We start from the raw sequence: 18,723 nt of genomic DNA, 5'->3' as shown, positions 1-18,723 counted from the left end.
GTGGAGGTGCCGCGCCTCGCAGCCCGCGCGGCTAGGGTCGCGCCATGAGATGCGTCGCGATCCGCCACGTCGCCTTCGAGGACCTCGGGGTCTGGGAGGCGGAGATCGCCGCCCACGGCTACGAGGTGGCCTACCTCGACGCGGGCGTCGACGACCTCGCGCCCTTCGCGACCGCGGACGTCGGCATCGTGCTCGGCGGCCCGGTGGGCGTGGACGACCTCGCGGACTACCCGGTGCTCGCCGAGGAGGCGGCGCTGCTGGCGGCGCGCGTCGCCGCGACCCTGCCGACCCTCGCCGTCTGCCTCGGCGCGCAGCTGCTCGCGCACGCGCTGGGCGGCCGGGTCGAGCCCGGCGAGCCGGAGGTCGGGTGGGGCGGCGTGGACCTCGCCCCCGCCGCATCGTCCACCCCGCTGCGCCACCTCGGCGGCGCACCCGTGCTCCACTGGCACGGCGACCGCATCGTGCCGCCCGCCGGCGCCACGGTGCTGGCGAGCACCCGCGCGACCCCGTGCCAGGCGTTCGCGGTCGGCAGCGCCCTCGCGCTCCAGTTCCACCCCGAGGTCGACGCGGAGCGCATCGAGCGCTGGCTCATCGGGCACACCGGCGAGCTGCGCGCCCTGGGCATCGACGTGGAGGCGATGCGCGCGCGGTCCCGCGAGGCGGGGGACGATGCGGCGGTGGCCGGCATCCTGCTGGTGCGGGAGTGGCTGCGCGGGCTCGAGAGGAGCGAGGCATGAACCTCAGGCAGGCGGCGATCGGGGCCGCGGCGATCGACTCGGGCGCGATCGTGGTGTTCTCCGCCATCGGGCGGGCGAGCCACGACGAGGGGATCCTCGGCCCCGGCGGCGCGGGGCTCGCGACCACGGCGTCCCCGTTCCTCACGGGTGCGGCGCTGGGGTGGGTGATCGCGCGGGCGTGGCGCCGGCCGTGCGACTGGAGACGCACCGGCGTGATCGTGTGGGCCTCGACGCTCGTCGGGGGCATGGCGCTGCGCGCGGTCTACGGCCAGGGCGTGCAGGTCTCGTTCGTCATCGTCGCGGGCACGGTGCTCGCGGTCCTCCTCGTCGGCTGGCGCGTGGCATCGGGGTGGATCGCGAGGCGGCGCGGACTCAAGGGCTGAGACCAGCCGCAGGCGGGCCGTGGCTAGTGCTCGTCGTAGTGGTCGCCGTGCTCGGCGTGGTGGTGCCCGTCGTGCCCGTAGTCGACGTGGTCGCCGTGCTGGAGGGTCTCGTGGCCGCAGTCGGCCTCGTGGTGGTGCGCGTGCGCCTCGGCGACCGCATGGACGCCCTGGTGCTCGTCGACGTGGTCGCCATGCATGTGGTGCACGTGGCCGTCGTGCACGTAGTCGGTGTGGCCCTCGTGCTCGACCGCGGCGTGCCCGCAGTCCGCGTCGTGGACGTGGGTGTGGTCGGAGTGGATCGCGTGCTCGGTCATGAGGGCCTCCCTGGGTGGTGGGCGCCGGACCGCCCACATGCCACGGTAGGACCGGGGTGCGGGTCCCGCCACCGGAGCCGGCGGAGGCCCGGGAGGTGTCGGGTCAGACCGTCACCACGACCTTCCCGAACTGGTCGCCGGACGCGACCCGCGCGATCGCGTCGCGCGCATCGGCGAGCGCGAAGGTGGAGTCGATCGTCGGCCGCAGCCCCGTGCGGACCAGGAACGACATGATCGCGGCGAGGTCCTCGCGGGTGCCCATCGTGACCCCCTGGATGCGGAGCTCGTGGAAGAAGACCCGGGTGAGCAGCGCCGGCTCGGGGTCTCCCGTGGTGTGCCCCGCGATCGCGATCGTGCCGCCGTTGCGCACGCTCGCGATCGAGTGCTTCCAGGTGGCGCGCCCGACCGTCTCGATCACGGCGTCCACGCGCGTGGGGAGGCGCGTCCCGGGCTCCACCGCCCCGACCGCGCCCAGGGCGAGGGCCGCCTCGCGCTTGGCCTCGGACCGCGAGGTGGTGTGGACCTCGAGCCCGGCGGCGGCTCCCAGCGCGATCGCGGCGCTCGCGACGCCGCCGCCGGCGCCCTGGACCAGCACCGACTGCCCGGGCTTGAGGTCGGCGCCGTGGAACAGCATCCGGTACGCGGTGAGCCACGCGGTGGGCAGGCAGGACGCCTCCTCGAACGACAGCTCGGGGGGTTTGGGCACGAGGTTCGCCGTCGGCACGGCGACGCGCTCCGCGAGCGTCCCGGGGTACCGCTCCGACAGGATGCTGCGCGGCTCGCGCGGTCCCACGCCGTGGCCGTCCGCGCCGACGACGCCGTGCACCACCACCTCGGTGCCGTCCGGGGCGATCCCGGCCGCGTCGCAGCCCAGGATCATCGGCAGCTGGGCCTCGGTCAGGCCCACCCCCTTGAGCGACCACACGTCGTGGTGGTTGATGCTCGCGGCGCGCACCGCGACGGTGCTCCAGTGCTCGCGCGGCTCAGGCTCGGGCCGGTCGCCCACCTCGAGCGCGCTGACGGGGTCGTCGGGGGACAGGCGGGCGGCGTACGCGGCGATCATGCTCCCAACCTAGGACGATGCGCGGGCGCGCGCCGGGACGGAGGTCACCCGCGCATCGTCCGTGGCAGGGGGCATGCACGGCGAAGGGGCCGATGCGCCGGGCGGACCCGGCGCATCGACCCCTCGATGCGGATGGAGACGTGCCGCTACGCGAGCTTCTTGTAGGTGTAGGTCGCCGTGATGGTGTCCGCCGCGGACGTCGCGTACTCGCCGAGCGCGAACGTCACGTGGACCGTGCGGGTGCCGGACGGCAGCTTGAGCGCTCCCAGCGTCTGCCGGCCCTCGTACGCCCAGCCGAGCTGGGCGCCGCCGCCCTCGACCTTGTCGTAGCCCCACAGGACGTCGCCGCTGACCCAGGACCACGCGGTGGTGAGCTTGACGCTCGCGCCGCCGAACTGCTGGGCGGAGACGACCTCGCTGGGCACCGGCATCGTGCCGAAGTCGTACAGCGCGATCGAGTCGCCGTAGTACGCGTCGTAGGCGTCGCACACCACGTCGCCGTCGGTGAAGTAGTGCTCGTAGCACGCGCCGATCTCGTACTCGTCGAGCGTGATGTAGCTGTCCATGATGGTCGAGGCCCTGTAGGTGAGCCTCTTGGTCGCGGTGACGAGCTTCTTCTTGCTGACGTTGACGGTGGTCGAGGTCTTCTTGGTGCTGCCCTCGGGGCCCTTGAGCGCGACCGCGACGGTGTAGGTGCCGGGGACGATGGCGCCGCCGACGCGGCCGTCCCACGTCAGGGTGCGCTTCTTGGACGTCGTGAGGGTCCACGACTTCACGGTCTTGCCGTCCTTGACGACCTTGACGGTGCCCTGCGCGGGCAGCGTGGTCCCCGTCGTGGTGCGCGGGGTGACGGTGAAGGCGACGGTGTCGCGGTACGAGTCCTTCGCGGGGTAGACCGTCCCGACGGTCTTCTTGACGATGACGCGCTTGACGGCCGAGGCCGCGACCTTGACCGTGGTCGACGCGGTCCGCTTGCGTCCCTCCGGCCCCTTGAGGGAGGCCGTGACCGTGTAGGTGCCGGGCACGACCTTGCCGCCGACGCGGCCGTCCCACGTCAGGGTGCGCTTCTTGGACGTCCTGAGGGTCCACGACTTCACGGTCTTGCCGTCCCTGACGACCTTGACGGAACCCGTCGCCGCGAACGCGGTGTCCCTGGTGGTCGCGGGGGTGACCGTGAACGCGACCTTGTCGCGGTAGTCGTCCTTGAGCGGGTAGACGGCGGCGAGGCTCCTCGCCAACGACAGGCTCGTGACCGCGGTCCTCGCGACGGTCAGCGGTGCGGTTGCGGAGGAGGCGACGTCGGCCGGGCCGCTGACCGTGGCCGTCACGCTGCCCGTGCCCGCGCCGAGGTTCGCTGCGTAGACCTTCTTGGTCGCGGCGGCGCCGGTGGTCGAGGCGATCGGTGCGGTGGAGGTCACCCCGCCGACGGTCGACGTGAGGGCGCCCGTGAACGGGACCGCGAGGCCGGTCTCGTCGGTCGCGCCGACGGTCGCGGTCGTGTTGCGCGGCGATGCGCCGGACCAGGTGAAGATGGTCGAGGCCGACAGGCTCACGGAGACGTCCGTCGGCTCGCCGGAGCCGACGGTGAGGAGCGCGATCGCGGGGTTGCCGGCGGCCGGCGCGACGAAGATCTCGTAGTGGCCCGCGGCGAACTCGTCCACCGGCACCGTGATGGTCGCCGGCACGGCCGGGTCGACGATCTCGATCGGGTCGTACGTGAGGACTCGCGGGCCGGCGCCGGTCTCGTCGACGTACACGGTGAGCGTCGTCGCGATGTCGGACGTGACCGTCACGGTGGTCTCGTCGCGCACGCCGTCCCCGGCGGGAAGCGTGAGGACGCCGGCCTCGCTGAGCGTCAGGGTGGCGTCGTCCGCCGCGGATGCAGCCGTGGCCAGGCTGCCGATGGTCAGTGCGGAGGTGGCGGCGACTGCCAGCGCGCGCGCACCGAGGCTTGTTCTCACAGAAGTGACCCCCCAGGTCGAGTAGTGGTAGCGCGAGAGTAGCGCCTCGCTGCGACACCGGACGCCGAAACCGTGAGAACCGCATCGGCGCGTCGCGACGACCTGGCCGGGAGGTGCGTCGTCCCTGGTGGGGGCGCGTTCCCGGGCGGACGTCGGGGGATGAGGAAGGGGGACGATGCGCGGGGGTGGCCCCGCGCATCGTCCCCCGGAAGGAGAGGGAGAGGAGTCCCTACTCGTTGTCGCCGTCGGTCGCGAGCGCGCCCGAGAGCTTGGCCTGCACCTCGGTGCCGGCGCCCGACCACACCCACTCGGCGACCTCGGGGAGGTCCGCGCCGGTCTCGTAGGCGTAGCGCTGCGCCTCGAAGCGCTTGTCCTGCAGCTTCTGGCGCAGGGACGCGGCACGGCCGCCGAGCGAAGGCACGCGGTCGATGACGTCCATGACCAGGTGGTAGCGGTCGATGTCGTTGACCATCGCCATGTCGAACGGCGAGGTGGTGGTGCCCTCCTCCTTGAAGCCGCGCACGTGCAGGTTCGCGTGGCCGTTGCGGCGGTACGTGAGGCGGTGGATGAGCCACGGGTAGCCGTGGTAGTTCATGATGATCGGCTTGTCCGACGTGAACAGCTGGTCGAACTCGCGGTCCGACATGCCGTGCGGGTGCTCCTTCTCCGGCTGGAGACGCATGAGGTCGACCACGTTCACCATGCGGACCTTGAGGTCGGGCAGCTCCTGGCGGATGATGTCGATCGCCGCGAGCACCTCCATCGTCGGCACGTCGCCGATGCCGCACATCACCACGTCGGGCTCCTCGCCGAGCGGCACGTTGGACGCGAAGTCCCAGATGCCGGCGCCGCGGGCGAAGTGGTTCTCCGCCTCCTCGATGGTGAGCCACTGGGCCTGCGGCTGCTTGCCGGCGACGACCACGTTGACGCGGTCGCGGCTGCGCAGGCAGTGGTCGTACGTGGCGAGCAGGGTGTTGGCGTCGGCCGGGAGGTACACGCGCACCACCTCGGCCTTCTTGTTCACCACGTGGTCGATGAAGCCCGGGTCCTGGTGCGAGAAGCCGTTGTGGTCCTGGCGCCACACGTGGCTCGACAGCAGGTAGTTGAGCGACGGGATGGGGCGGCGCCACGGCAGCTCGTGCGCGACCTTCAGCCACTTGGCGTGCTGGTTGAACATCGAGTCGACGATGTGGATGAAGGCCTCGTAGCTGGTGAACAGGCCGTGGCGGCCGGTGAGGTTGTAGGCCTCGAGCCAGCCCTGGCACTGGTGCTCCGAGAGCATCTCCACCACGCGGCCGTCGTGGCCCATGGGGCCGTCGTCGGGGTCGATCTCCGCGTTCCACACCTTCTGCGTGACGTCGAGGACCGCCTGGATGCGGTTCGACGCGAGCTCGTCGGGAGCGAAGACGCGGAAGTTGTCGGGGTTGTTGCGCATGACCTCCTTGAGGAAGGAGCCCAAGGTGCGGGTCGCCTCGCCGATCTCCGCGCCGGGCGCGGGCACGTCCACCGCGAAGTCGCGGTAGTCCGGCATGACGAGGTCCTTCATCAGCAGGCCGCCGTTGGCCTCCGGGCGGGCCGACATGCGCAGCTCGCCCTCCGGGACGGTCGCGAGCACCTCCGGCTTGACCACGCCGTCGGCGTCGAAGAGGTCGTCCGGGCCGTACGACTGCAGCCACGACTCGAGCGTGTGGAGGTGGTCGTCGGTGTCGCGGGCGTTCGACAGCGGCACCTGGTGCGCGCGCCACGAGCCCTCGGTGCGCTTGCCGTCGATCGACGGCGGGCAGGTCCAGCCCTTGGGGGTGCGCAGCACGATCATGGGCCAGCGCGGACGGTCCATCTGCGGGTTGACCTTCGCCTCGGCCTTGATCGCCGCGATCTCGTCCATGACCTCGTCCATGAGCTCCGCGTAGCGGCGGTGGAAGTCGGCGGGCGACTCGTCGTCGAAGCCGGCGGTGAAGAAGTGCGGCTTGTGGCCGTAGCCCACCATGAGGGCCTCGAGCTCCTCGTCGCCGATGCGCGCGAGGACGGTCGGGTTCGCGATCTTGTAGCCGTTGAGGTGCAGGATCGGGAGGACCACGCCGTCGGTGGCGGGGTTGATGAACTTGTTCGAGTGCCAGCTGGTGGCGAGCGGGCCCGTCTCGGCCTCGCCGTCGCCGACGACCGCCGCGACCAGCAGGTCCGGGTTGTCGAAGGCCGCGCCGTACGCGTGGCTCAGCGCGTACCCGAGCTCGCCGCCCTCGTGGATCGAGCCCGGCGTCTCCGGCGCGACGTGCGACGGGATGCCGCCGGGGAACGAGAACTGCTTGAAGAGGCGCTGGAGGCCGCGCTCGTCCTGGGAGATCTCGGGGTAGGTCTCGTTGTAGGTGCCCTCGAGGTAGCTCGCCGCGACCAGGCCGGGGCCGCCGTGGCCGGGACCGATGATGTACATCGTCGGCTGTCGGCGCGACGTGATCATGCGGTTGAGGTGCGTGTAGATGAAGTTGAGGCCCGGCGTCGTGCCCCAGTGGCCCACGAGGCGCTTCTTCACGTGGTCGCGGTGGAGCGGCTCGCGCAGGAGCGGGTTGTCGAGCAGGTAGATCTGGCCAACGGACATGTAGTTGGCAGTCCGCCACCAGAGGTCGATGGCCTCGACCTCGGCATCGGTGACGGAATCCGCAGTGCGGGGGGACCAGGGCGTCGGTGCCATCATTGCCTCCATCTCGGGTACCTGGCCAGCATTCCATGGTGAACGTTCACATGGCGCGGCGAAGGTCCCGATTGCCGTGGATCTCTCCACACGCCGGTGCGCGCGGGATACGGATCTCGAGGGCGCCGGCGGCGACCCGCCGACGACACGCCCGGACCGTGGTGGGGGAGCGCCTCGGCTGCGTGGAGGGGGCCGCGGGGCGGACGCGGCGAGGGCCGGCCTCCGACGGAGACCGGCCCTCGCGAGCGGACGATGCGGCGGCTAGGACACCGCGGCGATCGACTGGAGCGCGATCTCGCGCTCCTCGTTGGTCGGGATGACCCAGATCTGGACCTTCGACTCGTCGGTGGAGACGAGCGTCGGCTGCTTCTTGCGGCCCGCGTTGCGCTCCTCCGAGATCTCGATGCCGAGCTCCTCGAGGCCGCGCAGCGAGTCGAGGCGCACGATGTCGTCGTTCTCGCCGACGCCGGCGGTGAAGACGATCGCGTCGAGGCCGCCGAGCTGCGCCATGTACTGGCCCACGTAGCCCTTGATGCGCCGCGTGTAGATGTCGAGCGCGACCTTGGCCTCGTGGCTGCCCTGCTCGATCGCGGTGTGGACGTCGCGCATGTCCGAGTAGCCGGTGAGGCCGAGCATGCCCGAGCGCTTGTTGAACAGGTCGTCGATCTCGTCGATGTCCATGCCCGCCGCGCGGTGGAGGTGGAACACGACGGCCGGGTCGATCGCGCCGGTGCGCGAGCCCATCACGAGGCCGTCGAGCGGGGTGAGGCCCATCGACGTGTCGATCGCGTGGCCGCCCTTGATGGCGTCCGCGGACGCGCCGTTGCCCAGGTGCAGCGTGATGATGCGCAGGTCCTTGATGTCGCGGCCCATGAGCTCCGCGCACTCGCGCGACACGTAGCCGTGCGAGGTGCCGTGGAAGCCGTAGCGGCGGATGCCGTGCTCGTGCGCGAGACGCTGGTCGATCGCGTAGGAGTACGCGGCCTCGGACAGCGTCTGGTGGAACGCGGTGTCGAAGACGGCGACGTGGGGGATGCTCGGGAACGCCGCACGGGCGGCCGCGATGCCGGCGACGTGGCCGGGGTTGTGCAGCGGCGCGAGGACCGAGAGCTTCGCGATGCCGTCCTGCACCTCGTCGTCGATGATGGTCGGCGCGGAGAACTCGGAGCCGCCCTGGACCACGCGGTGGCCGACGACGGTGAGCTGCGACAGGTCCACGCCCGAGTCGGGCTGGGACAGGGACTCGATGACGGCGCGGACGCCCTCGTTGTGGTCGGTCACGCGCTCGACCAGGCCCGACGCGAGCGGCGCGTCGAGGGTGGTGTCGACCACCTGGTACTTGATCGAGCTGGAGCCGCAGTTGAGGACGAGGGCGATGCCCGTGTAGTTGACGCTCACGCGTTGCCTTCCGAGGAGTCGAGGTTCTGGGCCTGGATCGCGGTGATCGCGACCGTGTTGACGATGTCCTGCACGAGCGCGCCGCGCGACAGGTCGTTGACCGGCTTGCGCAGGCCCTGCAGGACGGGGCCGACGGCGACCGCTCCCGCGGAGCGCTGCACGGCCTTGTAGGTGTTGTTGCCGGTGTTGAGGTCGGGGAAGACCAGCACCGTCGCCTGGCCGGCCACCGGGGAGCCCGGGGCCTTCGAGCGCGCCACCGACGGCTCGACCGCGGCGTCGTACTGCATGGGGCCGTCGACCAGCAGGTCGGGGCGGCGCTCCTTGACGATCGCGGTGGCCTCGCGGACCTTGTCGACGTCCGAGCCCGTGCCGGACTCGCCGGTCGAGTAGGACAGCATCGCGACCTTCGGCTCGACGCCGAACTGCGCGGCGGTGTCGGCGGACGAGATCGCGATGTCCGCGAGCTGCTCGGCGGTGGGGTCCGGGTTGACCGCGCAGTCGCCGTACACGAGCACGCGGTCGGCGAGGCACATGAAGAACACGGACGACACCACGGACACGCCCGGCACCGTCTTGATGATCTGGAACGACGGCAGGATCGTGTGGGCCGTGGTGTGGGCGGCGCCCGACACCATGCCGTCCGCGAGCCCCAGCTGGACCATCATCGTGCCGAAGTAGCTGACGTCCTGGACGCGGTCGCGGGCGGCCTCGAGGGTCGCGCCCTTGTGCTTGCGCATCTCGTAGTAGTCGTGCGCGAAGCGCTCGACGTACTCGGGGTCCGTCGGGTCGATGATCGTCGCGCCGTCGAGGTCGAGCCCGAGCTCCGCGGCGCGGGCGCGGATCGACTGGCCCGAGCCGAGGATGATGAGCTCCACGACGTCGCGCGTGAGCAGGGACGACGCGGCGCGCAGGATGCGGTCGTCGCTGCCCTCGGGCAGGACGATGCGCTGCTTGCGCGAGCGGGCGCGATCGAGCAGCCCGTACTCGAACATGAGCGGCGTGATCACCTCGGTGCCCGCGAGGTCGAGCACCGACTGGAGACGGTCGACGTCGACGTGCTGGTCGAACATCGCCAGCGCGGTGTCGACCTTGAGCTGGCTCTCGCGCGACAGGCGGCCGCGCGTGGTGGAGCAGCGGCGCGCCGTCTCGAACGTGTCGAGGTCGGTGCGCACCACCGGCAGCGGGGAGCTGAGGCCCTCGAGCAGGCGGCGGACCGCCGAGCGCGGCTCGAGGCCGCCGGTGAGGATGACGCCGGACAGCGACGGGAAGCCCTCGGCGCCGTGCGCGGCGAGCAGCGCCAGCACGGTGTCGGAGCGGTCGCCGGGGACGATGATGACGGAGCCGTCCTCGAGGCGGTCGAGGAGGTTCGACGTGGTCATCGCGCCCACGGTGATGCCGCGGGTCTCGCGCGACAGCAGCGTCGGGTCGCCGGTCACGAGGGTGCCCTCGACGGCCTCGACGAGCTGGTTCATCGACGGGGCGATGAGCAGCGGGTCCTCGGGGAGGACGCCCAGGCGGAGGTCCTCGGGAAGGAGCGAGCGGATCGCGTCGAGGTCCGCGGGCTCCGCGCGGTTGATGAAGATGCCGGCGATGGTGGCGTGCGAGCCCACGAGCTCGGTGCGCGCCTGCTCGACCACCTGGTGGACCTCGGCGGGGGTGCGCTCGTGGCCGCGGACGACGAGCACGACCGGCGCGCCGAGGTTCGCGGCGATGCGGCCGTTGAACTCGAGCTCGGCGGCGGCGGAGACGTCCGTGTAGTCGGTGCCGACGATGACGACCGCGTCGCAGCGGCGCTCGACCTCGTGGTAGCGCGACACGATGGTCGACAGCGCCTTCTCGGGGTCGGCATGGACGTCCTCGTAGGTGACGCCGATGGCCTCCTCGTAGGACAGGTCGATGCTCTCGTGCCCGAGGAGGAGCTGGAGGACGTAGTCGGATCCGTCGGCGACGCGGGCGACGGGACGGAAGATCCCGACCCGTCCTACCTGCTTCGCGAGGAGGTTGGTGATGCCGAGCGCGATGGTTGACTTGCCTGTGTCGCCTTCGGCCGATGCGATGTAGATGCTTCGTGCCACGCGCCTATGGTTTCACGAACTCGTAGGACCTACATGGTCGAAGGTCCCACCGGGGGTATGCGACGGTGCGATCATCGTCACGTCGTGCGGTGTTTCGGCACCGTGATGCGTAGGCTGGCCCCACGGCCGTGCTGAGGGGTGAGGCCGATCCCCTCCTGCCCGCGCGCCGTTGCGCGACCGGAGGGAGCCGCGATGGAGGGGGACGAGCGCCAGGGGCGCGCCTCCCGCCTGCCCGCGCTGCTGTCGACCTTCTTCGAGCGCCGCGCCGGCGGCCTTTCGGGCGCCCAGGGCTCCTCCGCCGGCACCGTCCACACCTTCGCGCTGCTCTCGATCGTGTCGACGCTCGGGTTCACCGTGCGCTACATGGGCGACCCCGACCTGGCGGGCGGCCCGCTGCCGTGGCTCAACGGGGTCCTGGTCGCGACGTTCGGGGTGGTGCTGGTGCTGATCTCGCTCGGGCGCCAGCTCGCGGGCGCGGTCGTGTACCTTGCCGCCTCCACCCTCGGCACCGTGCTCATGGCGCTGATGTTCGGCTGGAGCTCGGGCCACCACCTCTACCTCATCACCGCGTCGCAGCTGGTGTTCCTCATGTTCACGGACCGGCAGCGCGGGTGGCGGTGGCTGTTCGTCCTGCTGTCCGCCGCGGCGTTCCTCGTCGCCCAGCTGGGGGCACCCGGGCTCGGTGCGTACGGCGACGCGGCACGGGTGGGGACGGACTTCGCCCTCAACGCGGTGGGCACCGCGACCCTCATGTTCGTGCTGTCGGTCGTGGCGCAGCATCGTGCCGGCGCCGCGCGCGAGGAGGCGCGCCGCCAGGCCGAGCGTGCCGAGTACCTCGCCAACACCGACCCGCTCACCGGGCTCGCGAACCGCCGCCCCGTGATGGCACGGCTCGAGGAGCTCGCGGCCGCGGACGGCCGCACCTACGCCGTCGCGATCGCGGACCTCGACCGCTTCAAGCAGCTCAACGACGTCTACGGCCACGCGTGCGGCGACCGGGTGCTCGCGGCGCTGGGGGAGCGGCTGCGCGGGCAGGTCCGCGTCACCGATCAGCTGGGCCGGTGGGGCGGCGAGGAGTTCATCGTCGTGCTCGCGGATACCTCGTTGGCCGATGCAGCCGTCATGATGGAGCGCATGAGAAGGATCGTCGGGGAGAGCCCGGTCGCGTGCGGCGACCACACCCATCGCGTCACGGTGTCGGTCGGCATCTCCGAGGGGGTCGCCGACCGTGCGAGCCACCGCGTCGTCAAGCGCGCGGACGATGCGCTGTACGACGCCAAGCTCGCCGGGCGCGACCGCGTCCGCACGCGCCCGTACGACGACGCCCCCACGGCGGCCACGCCGATCGTCCGGCGCATCCGGTGACGGCGCAGGACACGCGCGGCTCCCTCCTGTGGGGTCGCGTGATCGCCGCCGTGCTCGTCGCGGCGATCGCGGTCGGCGTGTGCGGAGCGCTGGGCTGGTGGCAGTGGTCGCGCGCGTCGACCACTGGACGCACCGTGCAGCCCGACCCGGCCGTGCCGCTCGCCGAGGCGCTGGCGCCCGCCGCATCGGCCGGCACCGCCTACGGTCGCCAGGTGACCGTGACCGGCACGTGGGCCGACGAGGACGCCGCGGTCGTGACCGGCCGTGAGGTCGACGGGGTCGCGGCCGAGATGCTCGTGCGCGCGCTCACCGTGCCCGCCTCCGCGACCGGCACGGGCGAGGAGGCGACCCTCGCCGTTGTCGTCGGCTGGCGTCCCGAGGGCGACGTCGCGGGACCGGACGACGCGCCGGGCACCGAGGTGAGCATCGAGGGCTACCTCCGGGCGCCCGAGGCGTCCGCCGCATCGTCCGCCCCCGACACGGCCCCCGCGGACGGGACCTTCTGGGCCTCCGCGATGGCGACGTCGGAGCTCGCGCAGCACTGGCCCGCGCCGCTCTACAGCGCGCTGCTGGTGTCGTACGAGGGCACGGACACGTGGACCGCGCTCGAGCCGCTCCCGCCCACCACGGAGCTCAACTTCCGATCCGCGGCGTACGCGCTCGAGTGGTGGCTGTTCGGGGCGTTCGCGCTGTTCATCACGGTGCGCTGGATACGGGACAATGGACGCGCGCACCCGGAGACCCCGGACGATGCGTCCGACACCCGAGAGGACCAGGCGTGAGCGAGGCTCCCAGCACCACCCAGGCCCGCAGGATCGCGGGCGCCCTCGCCCGCTACCGCATCATGGCGTTCGTCACCGGAACGCTGCTCATGATCGTGTTCGTGGGCCTGATCCGCTACATCCCGGGCCTCGACGGGCTCAAGGAGACGCTCGACCCGATCCTGCTGCCGATCGCGATCCTGCACGGCTGGGTGTTCATCGTGTACCTCGCGGCCGTCACCCACCTGTGGATGCTGATGCGCTGGGGCCTGGGCCGCCTCGTCTACATGGCGGCCGGCGGCGTGGTCCCGCTGCTGTCGTTCTTCGCCGAGCGCCGCGTGCACGCGGAGGTCTCGGCCCAACTGGAGGAGGCCAAGTGAACGAGACGCAGCACCGTCCCGTCCTCGTCGTCGACTGCGGCGCCCAGTACGCGCAGCTCATCGCGCGACGCGTGCGCGAGGCGCACGTCTACTCGGAGATCGTCCCTCACTCGATGAGCGCCGCCGACATGCTCGCGAAGGATCCCGCCGCGGTGATCCTGTCCGGCGGGCCGTCGTCCGTGTACGAGGCGGGCGCCCCCACGATCGACCCCGCGCTGTTCGAGGCCGGCGTGCCCGTCATGGGCATCTGCTACGGCTTCCAGGCGATGGCGCAGGCCATGGGCGGCACCGTCGCCCAGACCGGCCTGCGCGAGTACGGCCGCACCCAGGCCTCGGTGGGGACCGCGGGCGCCGCGCTCGCGGGCAGCCCCGCCGTCCAGGAGGTGTGGATGAGCCACGGCGACTCCGTGCAGGAGGCGCCTCCCGGCTTCGACGTGCTCGCCACCACCGAGGGCGCGCCCGTCGCGGCCTTCGAGAACCTCGACAAGCGCATGTGCGGCGTGCAGTGGCACCCCGAGGTCAAGCACTCGCCGCTGGGCCAGCACGCGATCGAGAACTTCCTCTACAACGTCGCGGGCCTCCAGCCCGACTGGACCAGCGAGAACGTGATCGACGAGCAGGTCGAGCGGATCCGCGCCCAGGTGGGCGACAAGCTCGTCATCTGCGCGCTGTCCGGCGGCGTGGACTCCGCGGTCGCCGCGGCCATCGTCCAGAAGGCCGTGGGCGACCAGCTCACGTGCATCCACGTGGACCACGGCCTCATGCGTGCCGGCGAGGTCGAGCAGATCGAGAAGGACTTCGTCGCCTCGACCGGCGTCCGCCTCATCATTCGCGACGAGAAGGAGCGCTTCCTGACCGCGCTCGCGGGCGTCTCCGACCCGGAGACCAAGCGCAAGATCATCGGCCGCGAGTTCATCCGCGTGTTCGAGGACGCCGCCCGCCAGGTGGTCGAGGAGGCCGGCGCCCACGGCGAGCAGGTCGAGTTCCTCGTGCAGGGCACGCTGTACCCCGACGTGGTCGAGTCCGGCGGCGGCGAGGGCGCGGCCAACATCAAGAGCCACCATAACGTGGGCGGCCTGCCCGACGACCTGCAGTTCTCGCTCGTCGAGCCGCTGCGCACGCTCTTCAAGGACGAGGTGCGCGCGGTGGGTCGCGAGCTCGGCATCCCCGAGGAGATCGTCGGCCGGCAGCCGTTCCCGGGCCCCGGCCTGGGCATCCGCATCATCGGCGAGGTGACCTGGGAGCGGCTCGAGATCCTGCGCCGCGCCGACGCGATCGCACGCGAGGAGCTCACCCGCGCGGGTCTGGACCAGGACATCTGGCAGTGCCCCGTGGTGCTGCTCGCGGATGTGCGCTCGGTGGGCGTGCAGGGCGACGGCCGCACGTACGGCCACCCGGTCGTGCTGCGCCCCGTGTCCTCCGAGGACGCCATGACCGCCGACTGGTCGCGCGTGCCCTACGACGTGCTCGCGCACATCTCCAACCGCATCACCAACGAGGTGGCCGAGGTCAACCGCGTGGTGCTCGACGTCACGAGCAAGCCGCCGGGCACCATCGAGTGGGAGTGAGCTGACAGCGGCGGGCCCGGGGCGCATCAGCGCCCAGGCGCGCTGGGAGGTGCTCAGTGCTCGAATCGGCCGATTCCGGGCAGCCAGCACCTCCCCGGGCGCAGGCGCCTGGCGTGCGGGGCGCGGTCAGGAATCCTTGCGGTCCGCGCCCTCCGGCGTGTCGTCCCACCCCTGCCCGGGCGCCGGCGCCGCATCGTCCGTCTCGGGCACGGCCGTCTCGACCGGCTGCTGCTGCGAGGTCTCGCGCCTGCGGTCGCGCATCGCGACGCCGATCGCGGAGAACAGCAGCCACCCGCCGAGCGCGACGAGCGCGACGATCGCGACCAGCTCGAGATCGATCGCGTAGCCGGAGAGCGCGGCGATCAGGCATGCGCCGGCGGCCGTGACGATGGCTCCCCAGATGAGGCCGGTGATGCGCTCGGTGGCGCCCCGGCGGGGCTTGATGTCGGTGCTCATGACGCGACCTCCTCGATGACGATGGTGGAGTAGCCGGCGGCGCCCTCGACGCGCAGCGTGAGGACGGGGTCCCCCGGGTTGGTCACGGCGAATGCCGCGCCGTCGCGGATGTCGCAGGCCACGTCGCGGTCCGCCCAGTGCACCTCCCCCGATGCGCCGGGCTCGGCGACGATCTCGAGCGAGGTTCCCGCCGGGATCCGCACGGTGGTGAACTCGGCGGCGGTCGCCACCTCGGAGTCCTGCTCGAGGGCGTCCAGCGTGCGAAGGCTGCGCGACTTCCCCGCACCGTCCGGAACGTGGTCCGCCGTGCGGCACGCGGCGGGGACGGTCACCTCGCGGTAGTCGGCCTCGAAGGCGGCGATGGTGTCGAAGTCCGCCTCCGCCGCCGCCTCCGCGTCCGGCGACGGCACGGTCGCGTCGGACTCCGCAGGCGCGGGCGAGCCGATCACGATGCCGTCCTCGCCGATGGTGACGCCGTCCTCGCCGATGACGATGCCGCCGTCACCGATCTCGACCCGCGTCACCTGATCGCCGTCGCGGTCGACGCGGATCTCCGGGAAGTAGCGGTCGGCCCAGCCGTCGCGGATGTCGTCCGCCTCGACGATCATCGCCGTCACGGGCACGAGCAGCACCGCGGACAGGAACGCGAGGAAGCCGAGCCGGCGGCCGGTCAGCGCCACCAGCATGAGGATCACGCCGAGACCGGTGACGAAGAGCGCGAACCATGCGATGAGCGGGTGCACCGCGAGACGGTCCTGCCACGTCGCCCACGCGGTGCCGGCGCCGGACAGCACGAGCCACGCGAGGGTGAGCAGCCAGAAGGCGACGCCGGGACCGGGCACCCGCGGAGGACGGGGCGGGCGCGGGGCCGCGTACGGGGCCGCCGCCGGTGCGGGCTGCGCGGGCTCGGGGGACCACGTCGGGACCGCCTGCGCGGTGGCCTGGGTCACGGACTCCGCCGCGGCGTTCGCGCTCGCGACCGCCTCGTCCGCCGCCGCGTACGCCTGGCCGGCGTAGTACGCGCGCTGCTCCTCGCGAGCGGCGCGGGCGGCCTCGCGCTGGGCGCGGCGATCGGCGGCCCACGCCGGCGGCACCGCGTAGACGGGAGGGGCGCCGTCGGGGCCGGGCGCGCCAGGACCCGAAGCGGGGGCGCGGTCGCGACGGGACAGCACCACGATGAGCGCGATGACCCCGCCGACGATCGCGAGCGGGATGAGCACGGCGAGCACCGTGGCGACCGCGCGGAGCGGGCCGCCGAGGTCGAGGTCCCCCGGCCAGCCGCCGGCGCCCCACATCCACGGGCCGCCCGAGTCGCCGAGGCCGATGAGCCCCACGATGGTGAGGATGCCGATGACGATGAGCGCGCCCACGTTCGGCACGCCCCGCCCGAAGTCCTGGGCGATGATGCGGCCCTGGCGGTCCGGCAGCAGCGCCCAGGCGGCGGCGTAGGCGAGCAGCCCGAGGCCATGCGTGAGCAGCGCGACGGCGGCGACGCCCACGCGGGTCCAGGCGAGCGACCATCCGAGCCGCTCCGCGATCCCGCTCGCCACGCCGCCGAGGACGCGCGCGTCGCCGCGGGTCAGCCCCCAGCGGCGGATGGTGGTGAAGAACGACGCCTCGGTCGGCGGCGTCTGCTGGTCGGTCATGGTGGCCTCCGTTCTTCCTCGAGTCTCGCCCCGCGGGCATGCGCTCCACCATGAGGGAACCCCCTGATTCGACCCTGATCTTCGGTCCCTCGGGGGCGGTCCGCGCATCGTCCCCCCGGCCGAGGCGGCGCGCGCCGACGCTGTGCGAAGGTGGTCCCATGACCGCCCCCGCGCCCCGAGTCGCGCGGCCGCTGGAGCGTCGCTCCCCGGCCGCGCAATGGTGGCGCGCGTCGCTCGGTGGCGCGCTGCTCGCGATCGCGGCCACCCTGCTGGTCCACCGCTACGAGTGGGCGCGCCTGTCGTGGTGGCTGCTTCCGCTGCTGGTGTTCGTGGTCGCGGTGGTGCTCGTGTGGAGCCCGCTCGAGAGCGCGGTGCAGCTCGACGCGCGCCGTCCCGACGTGGTCGCGCTGTTCTCACGCGACGCGTGGCTGCGGATGCTCGCCGGCGTGGCGCTCGCGGTCGGCGCGCTGTGGTGGTTCGCCGCCGCGGACCCCGACTGGAACCCCCTCGTGCGCGCGGTCATGATCCCGGTCGTCGTGCTCCTGGGGCTCGCGCTGCTGCTCGCGCCCTGGTGGCTGCGCCTCATCCGGCAGGTCCGCGTCGAGCGCGAGCAGCGGGTCCGCGAGTTCGAGCGGGCCGAGATCGCCGCGCACCTGCACGACTCGGTCCTCCAGACCCTCACCCTGATCCGGTCCCGCGCCGACGACCCCGAGGCGGTCGCGCGCCTCGCCCGCGCGCAGGAACGCGACCTGCGGTCGTACCTGTACCAGGAGCGTCGCACCACCCAGGAGTCCGTCGCGACCGCGCTCGCCGAGGCGATCGCGGAGGTCGAGGACCGCCACGGCGTCGAGATCGAGCTGGTGACCGTGGGCGACGCGCAGACGACGCCCGCCCTGCACGCGGCCGTGCGCGCCGTCGCGGAGGCGGCGACCAACGCCGCCCGCCACGCGACCGCGCCGTACGCCGTCTACGCCGAGGTGACGCCGGGCGCGTTCGAGGCCTTCGTGCGCGACGGCGGGCCGGGATTCGACCCGACCGCCATCCCGGAGGGGCGCCTCGGGATCCGAGAGTCCATCGTCGGCCGCGTCGAACGCTTCGGCGGCACCGCGACCATCGCCACGTCTCCCGGCGGCCGCACCGAGGTCGCGGTCGCCGTCCAGCCCGAGGCCCGAGAGGATCGACCATGACCGTGTCCGTGGTGATCGTGGACGACCACGACGTCATCCGCGTGGGGGTGCGCGAGAGCCTCGACGACGACATCTCCGTGATCGGGGAGGCGCGCGACGTCGAGTCCGCCGTCGCGGAGATCCGCGCCAAGGCGCCCCAGGTGGTGATCCTCGACGTGCACCTGCCCGGCGGCACCGGGGGAGGCGCGCTCGACGTGCTCGCCGAGGTGCTGCATCGCCCGGGCGCGCCGCGCGTGCTCGCGCTGTCCGTGTCCGACGCGGCCGAGGACGTGGTCGCGACGGTGCGCGCGGGCGCCCGCGGCTACGTCACCAAGTCGATCTCGGGCCCCGACCTGTCCGACGCGGTGCGTCGCGTCGCGACCGGCGACGCGGTGTTCTCGCCACGGCTCGCGGGCTTCGTGCTCGACGCGTTCGGGGCGGCGGGCGGCGAGGTCGCCGCGGCCGACGAGGACCTCGACAAGCTCACCGAGCGGGAGCAGGAGGTCATGCGCCTCATCGCGCGCGGCTACACGTACCGCGAGGTGGCGGAGAAGCTGTTCATCTCGATCAAGACCGTGGAGACGCACGTGGGGAAGGTGCTGCACAAGCTGCAGCTGTCGAACCGGCACGAGCTCGCGCATTGGGCGGCGCAGCGGCGGATCGTCTAGGACGAGCCCGGGTGTCGGATCGGTGGGGTCGCCCTGGGGCGTCGGTTTGGTACCAAGCATGACAAGCCGAGTCGACCTCGTGGCGATTGGTACCAA

16 protein-coding genes are annotated in these 18,723 nt (G+C 72.4%); 8 read left to right on the top strand and 8 right to left on the bottom strand.

The genetic code is table 11. The features are described from left to right. Window positions 1–44 precede the first annotated feature (44 nt). Together QQX09_RS03955 and QQX09_RS03950 are read left to right on the top strand one after the other, a co-directional pair. Entirely contained in the window at window positions 45–737 is a 693-nt protein-coding gene (locus QQX09_RS03955) for a glutamine amidotransferase (RefSeq protein ID WP_301131456.1), read from the top strand. Beyond that, a complete protein-coding gene (locus tag QQX09_RS03950) occupies window positions 734–1,120 on the top strand; it encodes a DUF3054 domain-containing protein (RefSeq protein WP_301131455.1) in 387 nt (128 codons plus the stop codon). Before QQX09_RS03955 ends, QQX09_RS03950 begins: the two co-directional genes overlap by 4 nt. Window positions 1,121–1,143: 23 nt before the next feature. Here the strand turns inward: QQX09_RS03950 and QQX09_RS03945 are convergent, their stop codons facing one another. The 6 genes from QQX09_RS03945 to pta all read right to left on the bottom strand — a co-directional run bounded on the left by QQX09_RS03945 (window position 1,144) and on the right by pta (window position 10,617). Then, complete coding sequence (locus QQX09_RS03945; protein ID WP_301131454.1) at window positions 1,144–1,434, bottom strand: hypothetical protein; 291 nt, start codon at window positions 1,432–1,434, stop codon at window positions 1,144–1,146. A 103-nt stretch (window positions 1,435–1,537) separates the two neighbouring features. After that, window positions 1,538–2,497: a zinc-binding dehydrogenase gene (locus tag QQX09_RS03940; RefSeq protein ID WP_301131453.1), complete on the bottom strand. Its 960-nt coding sequence runs from the start codon at window positions 2,495–2,497 to the stop codon at window positions 1,538–1,540. A 146-nt stretch (window positions 2,498–2,643) separates the two neighbouring features. Next, window positions 2,644–4,458, bottom strand: a complete 1,815-nt coding sequence (locus QQX09_RS03935; protein ID WP_301131452.1) for a hypothetical protein — start codon at window positions 4,456–4,458, stop codon at window positions 2,644–2,646. A gap of 229 nt (window positions 4,459–4,687) precedes the next feature. Continuing rightward, a complete protein-coding gene (locus tag QQX09_RS03930) occupies window positions 4,688–7,147 on the bottom strand; it encodes a phosphoketolase family protein (protein ID WP_436969038.1) in 2,460 nt (819 codons plus the stop codon). 258 nt (window positions 7,148–7,405) lie between these two features. After that, window positions 7,406–8,542, bottom strand: coding sequence for an acetate/propionate family kinase (locus tag QQX09_RS03925; RefSeq protein WP_301131450.1), 1,137 nt, complete (start codon window positions 8,540–8,542; stop codon window positions 7,406–7,408). Then, a complete protein-coding gene (gene pta, locus QQX09_RS03920) occupies window positions 8,539–10,617 on the bottom strand; it encodes a phosphate acetyltransferase (RefSeq protein WP_301131449.1) in 2,079 nt (692 codons plus the stop codon). Before pta ends, QQX09_RS03925 begins: the two co-directional genes overlap by 4 nt. A gap of 192 nt (window positions 10,618–10,809) precedes the next feature. Here pta and QQX09_RS03915 point away from each other — a divergent pair, with 192 nt between their 5' ends. The 4 genes from QQX09_RS03915 to guaA are packed head-to-tail and all read left to right on the top strand — an operon-like array spanning window position 10,810 to window position 14,691. Then, on the top strand, window positions 10,810–11,982 hold the full coding sequence (locus QQX09_RS03915; RefSeq protein WP_301131448.1) for a GGDEF domain-containing protein: 1,173 nt from the start codon (window positions 10,810–10,812) through the stop codon (window positions 11,980–11,982). Beyond that, a complete protein-coding gene (locus QQX09_RS03910; protein WP_301131447.1) occupies window positions 11,979–12,764 on the top strand; it encodes an SURF1 family cytochrome oxidase biogenesis protein in 786 nt (261 codons plus the stop codon). The genes QQX09_RS03915 and QQX09_RS03910 overlap by 4 nt, the downstream gene beginning before the upstream one ends. Beyond that, window positions 12,761–13,123, top strand: a complete 363-nt coding sequence (locus QQX09_RS03905) for a DUF3817 domain-containing protein (RefSeq protein ID WP_301131446.1) — start codon at window positions 12,761–12,763, stop codon at window positions 13,121–13,123. Before QQX09_RS03910 ends, QQX09_RS03905 begins: the two co-directional genes overlap by 4 nt. Further along, a complete protein-coding gene (gene guaA, locus QQX09_RS03900; protein ID WP_301131445.1) occupies window positions 13,120–14,691 on the top strand; it encodes a glutamine-hydrolyzing GMP synthase in 1,572 nt (523 codons plus the stop codon). Before QQX09_RS03905 ends, guaA begins: the two co-directional genes overlap by 4 nt. 126 nt (window positions 14,692–14,817) lie before the next feature. On the opposite strand, the gene QQX09_RS03895 is transcribed toward guaA, so the two are convergent. Beyond that, window positions 14,818–15,147 carry a hypothetical protein gene (locus QQX09_RS03895; protein ID WP_301131443.1) on the bottom strand — a complete coding sequence of 110 codons (330 nt, stop codon included), beginning with the start codon at window positions 15,145–15,147 and terminating at the stop codon, window positions 14,818–14,820. Further along, a complete protein-coding gene (locus QQX09_RS03890; RefSeq protein ID WP_301131442.1) occupies window positions 15,144–16,793 on the bottom strand; it encodes a PspC domain-containing protein in 1,650 nt (549 codons plus the stop codon). The genes QQX09_RS03895 and QQX09_RS03890 overlap by 4 nt, the downstream gene beginning before the upstream one ends. Before the next feature lie 158 nt (window positions 16,794–16,951). On the opposite strand from QQX09_RS03890, the gene QQX09_RS03885 reads away from it, so the two are divergent. Beyond that, window positions 16,952–17,980, top strand: a complete 1,029-nt coding sequence (locus QQX09_RS03885; RefSeq protein ID WP_301131440.1) for a sensor histidine kinase — start codon at window positions 16,952–16,954, stop codon at window positions 17,978–17,980. Next, entirely contained in the window at window positions 17,977–18,627 is a 651-nt protein-coding gene (locus tag QQX09_RS03880; RefSeq protein ID WP_301131439.1) for a response regulator, read from the top strand. Before QQX09_RS03885 ends, QQX09_RS03880 begins: the two co-directional genes overlap by 4 nt. Window positions 18,628–18,723 lie beyond the last annotated feature (96 nt).

Origin of the sequence: Demequina litoralis (assembly GCF_030418455.1) — a bacterium.
Lineage (GTDB): Bacteria > Actinomycetota > Actinomycetes > Actinomycetales > Demequinaceae > Demequina > Demequina litoralis.
This window is presented reverse-complemented; position numbering and strand designations above follow the sequence as displayed.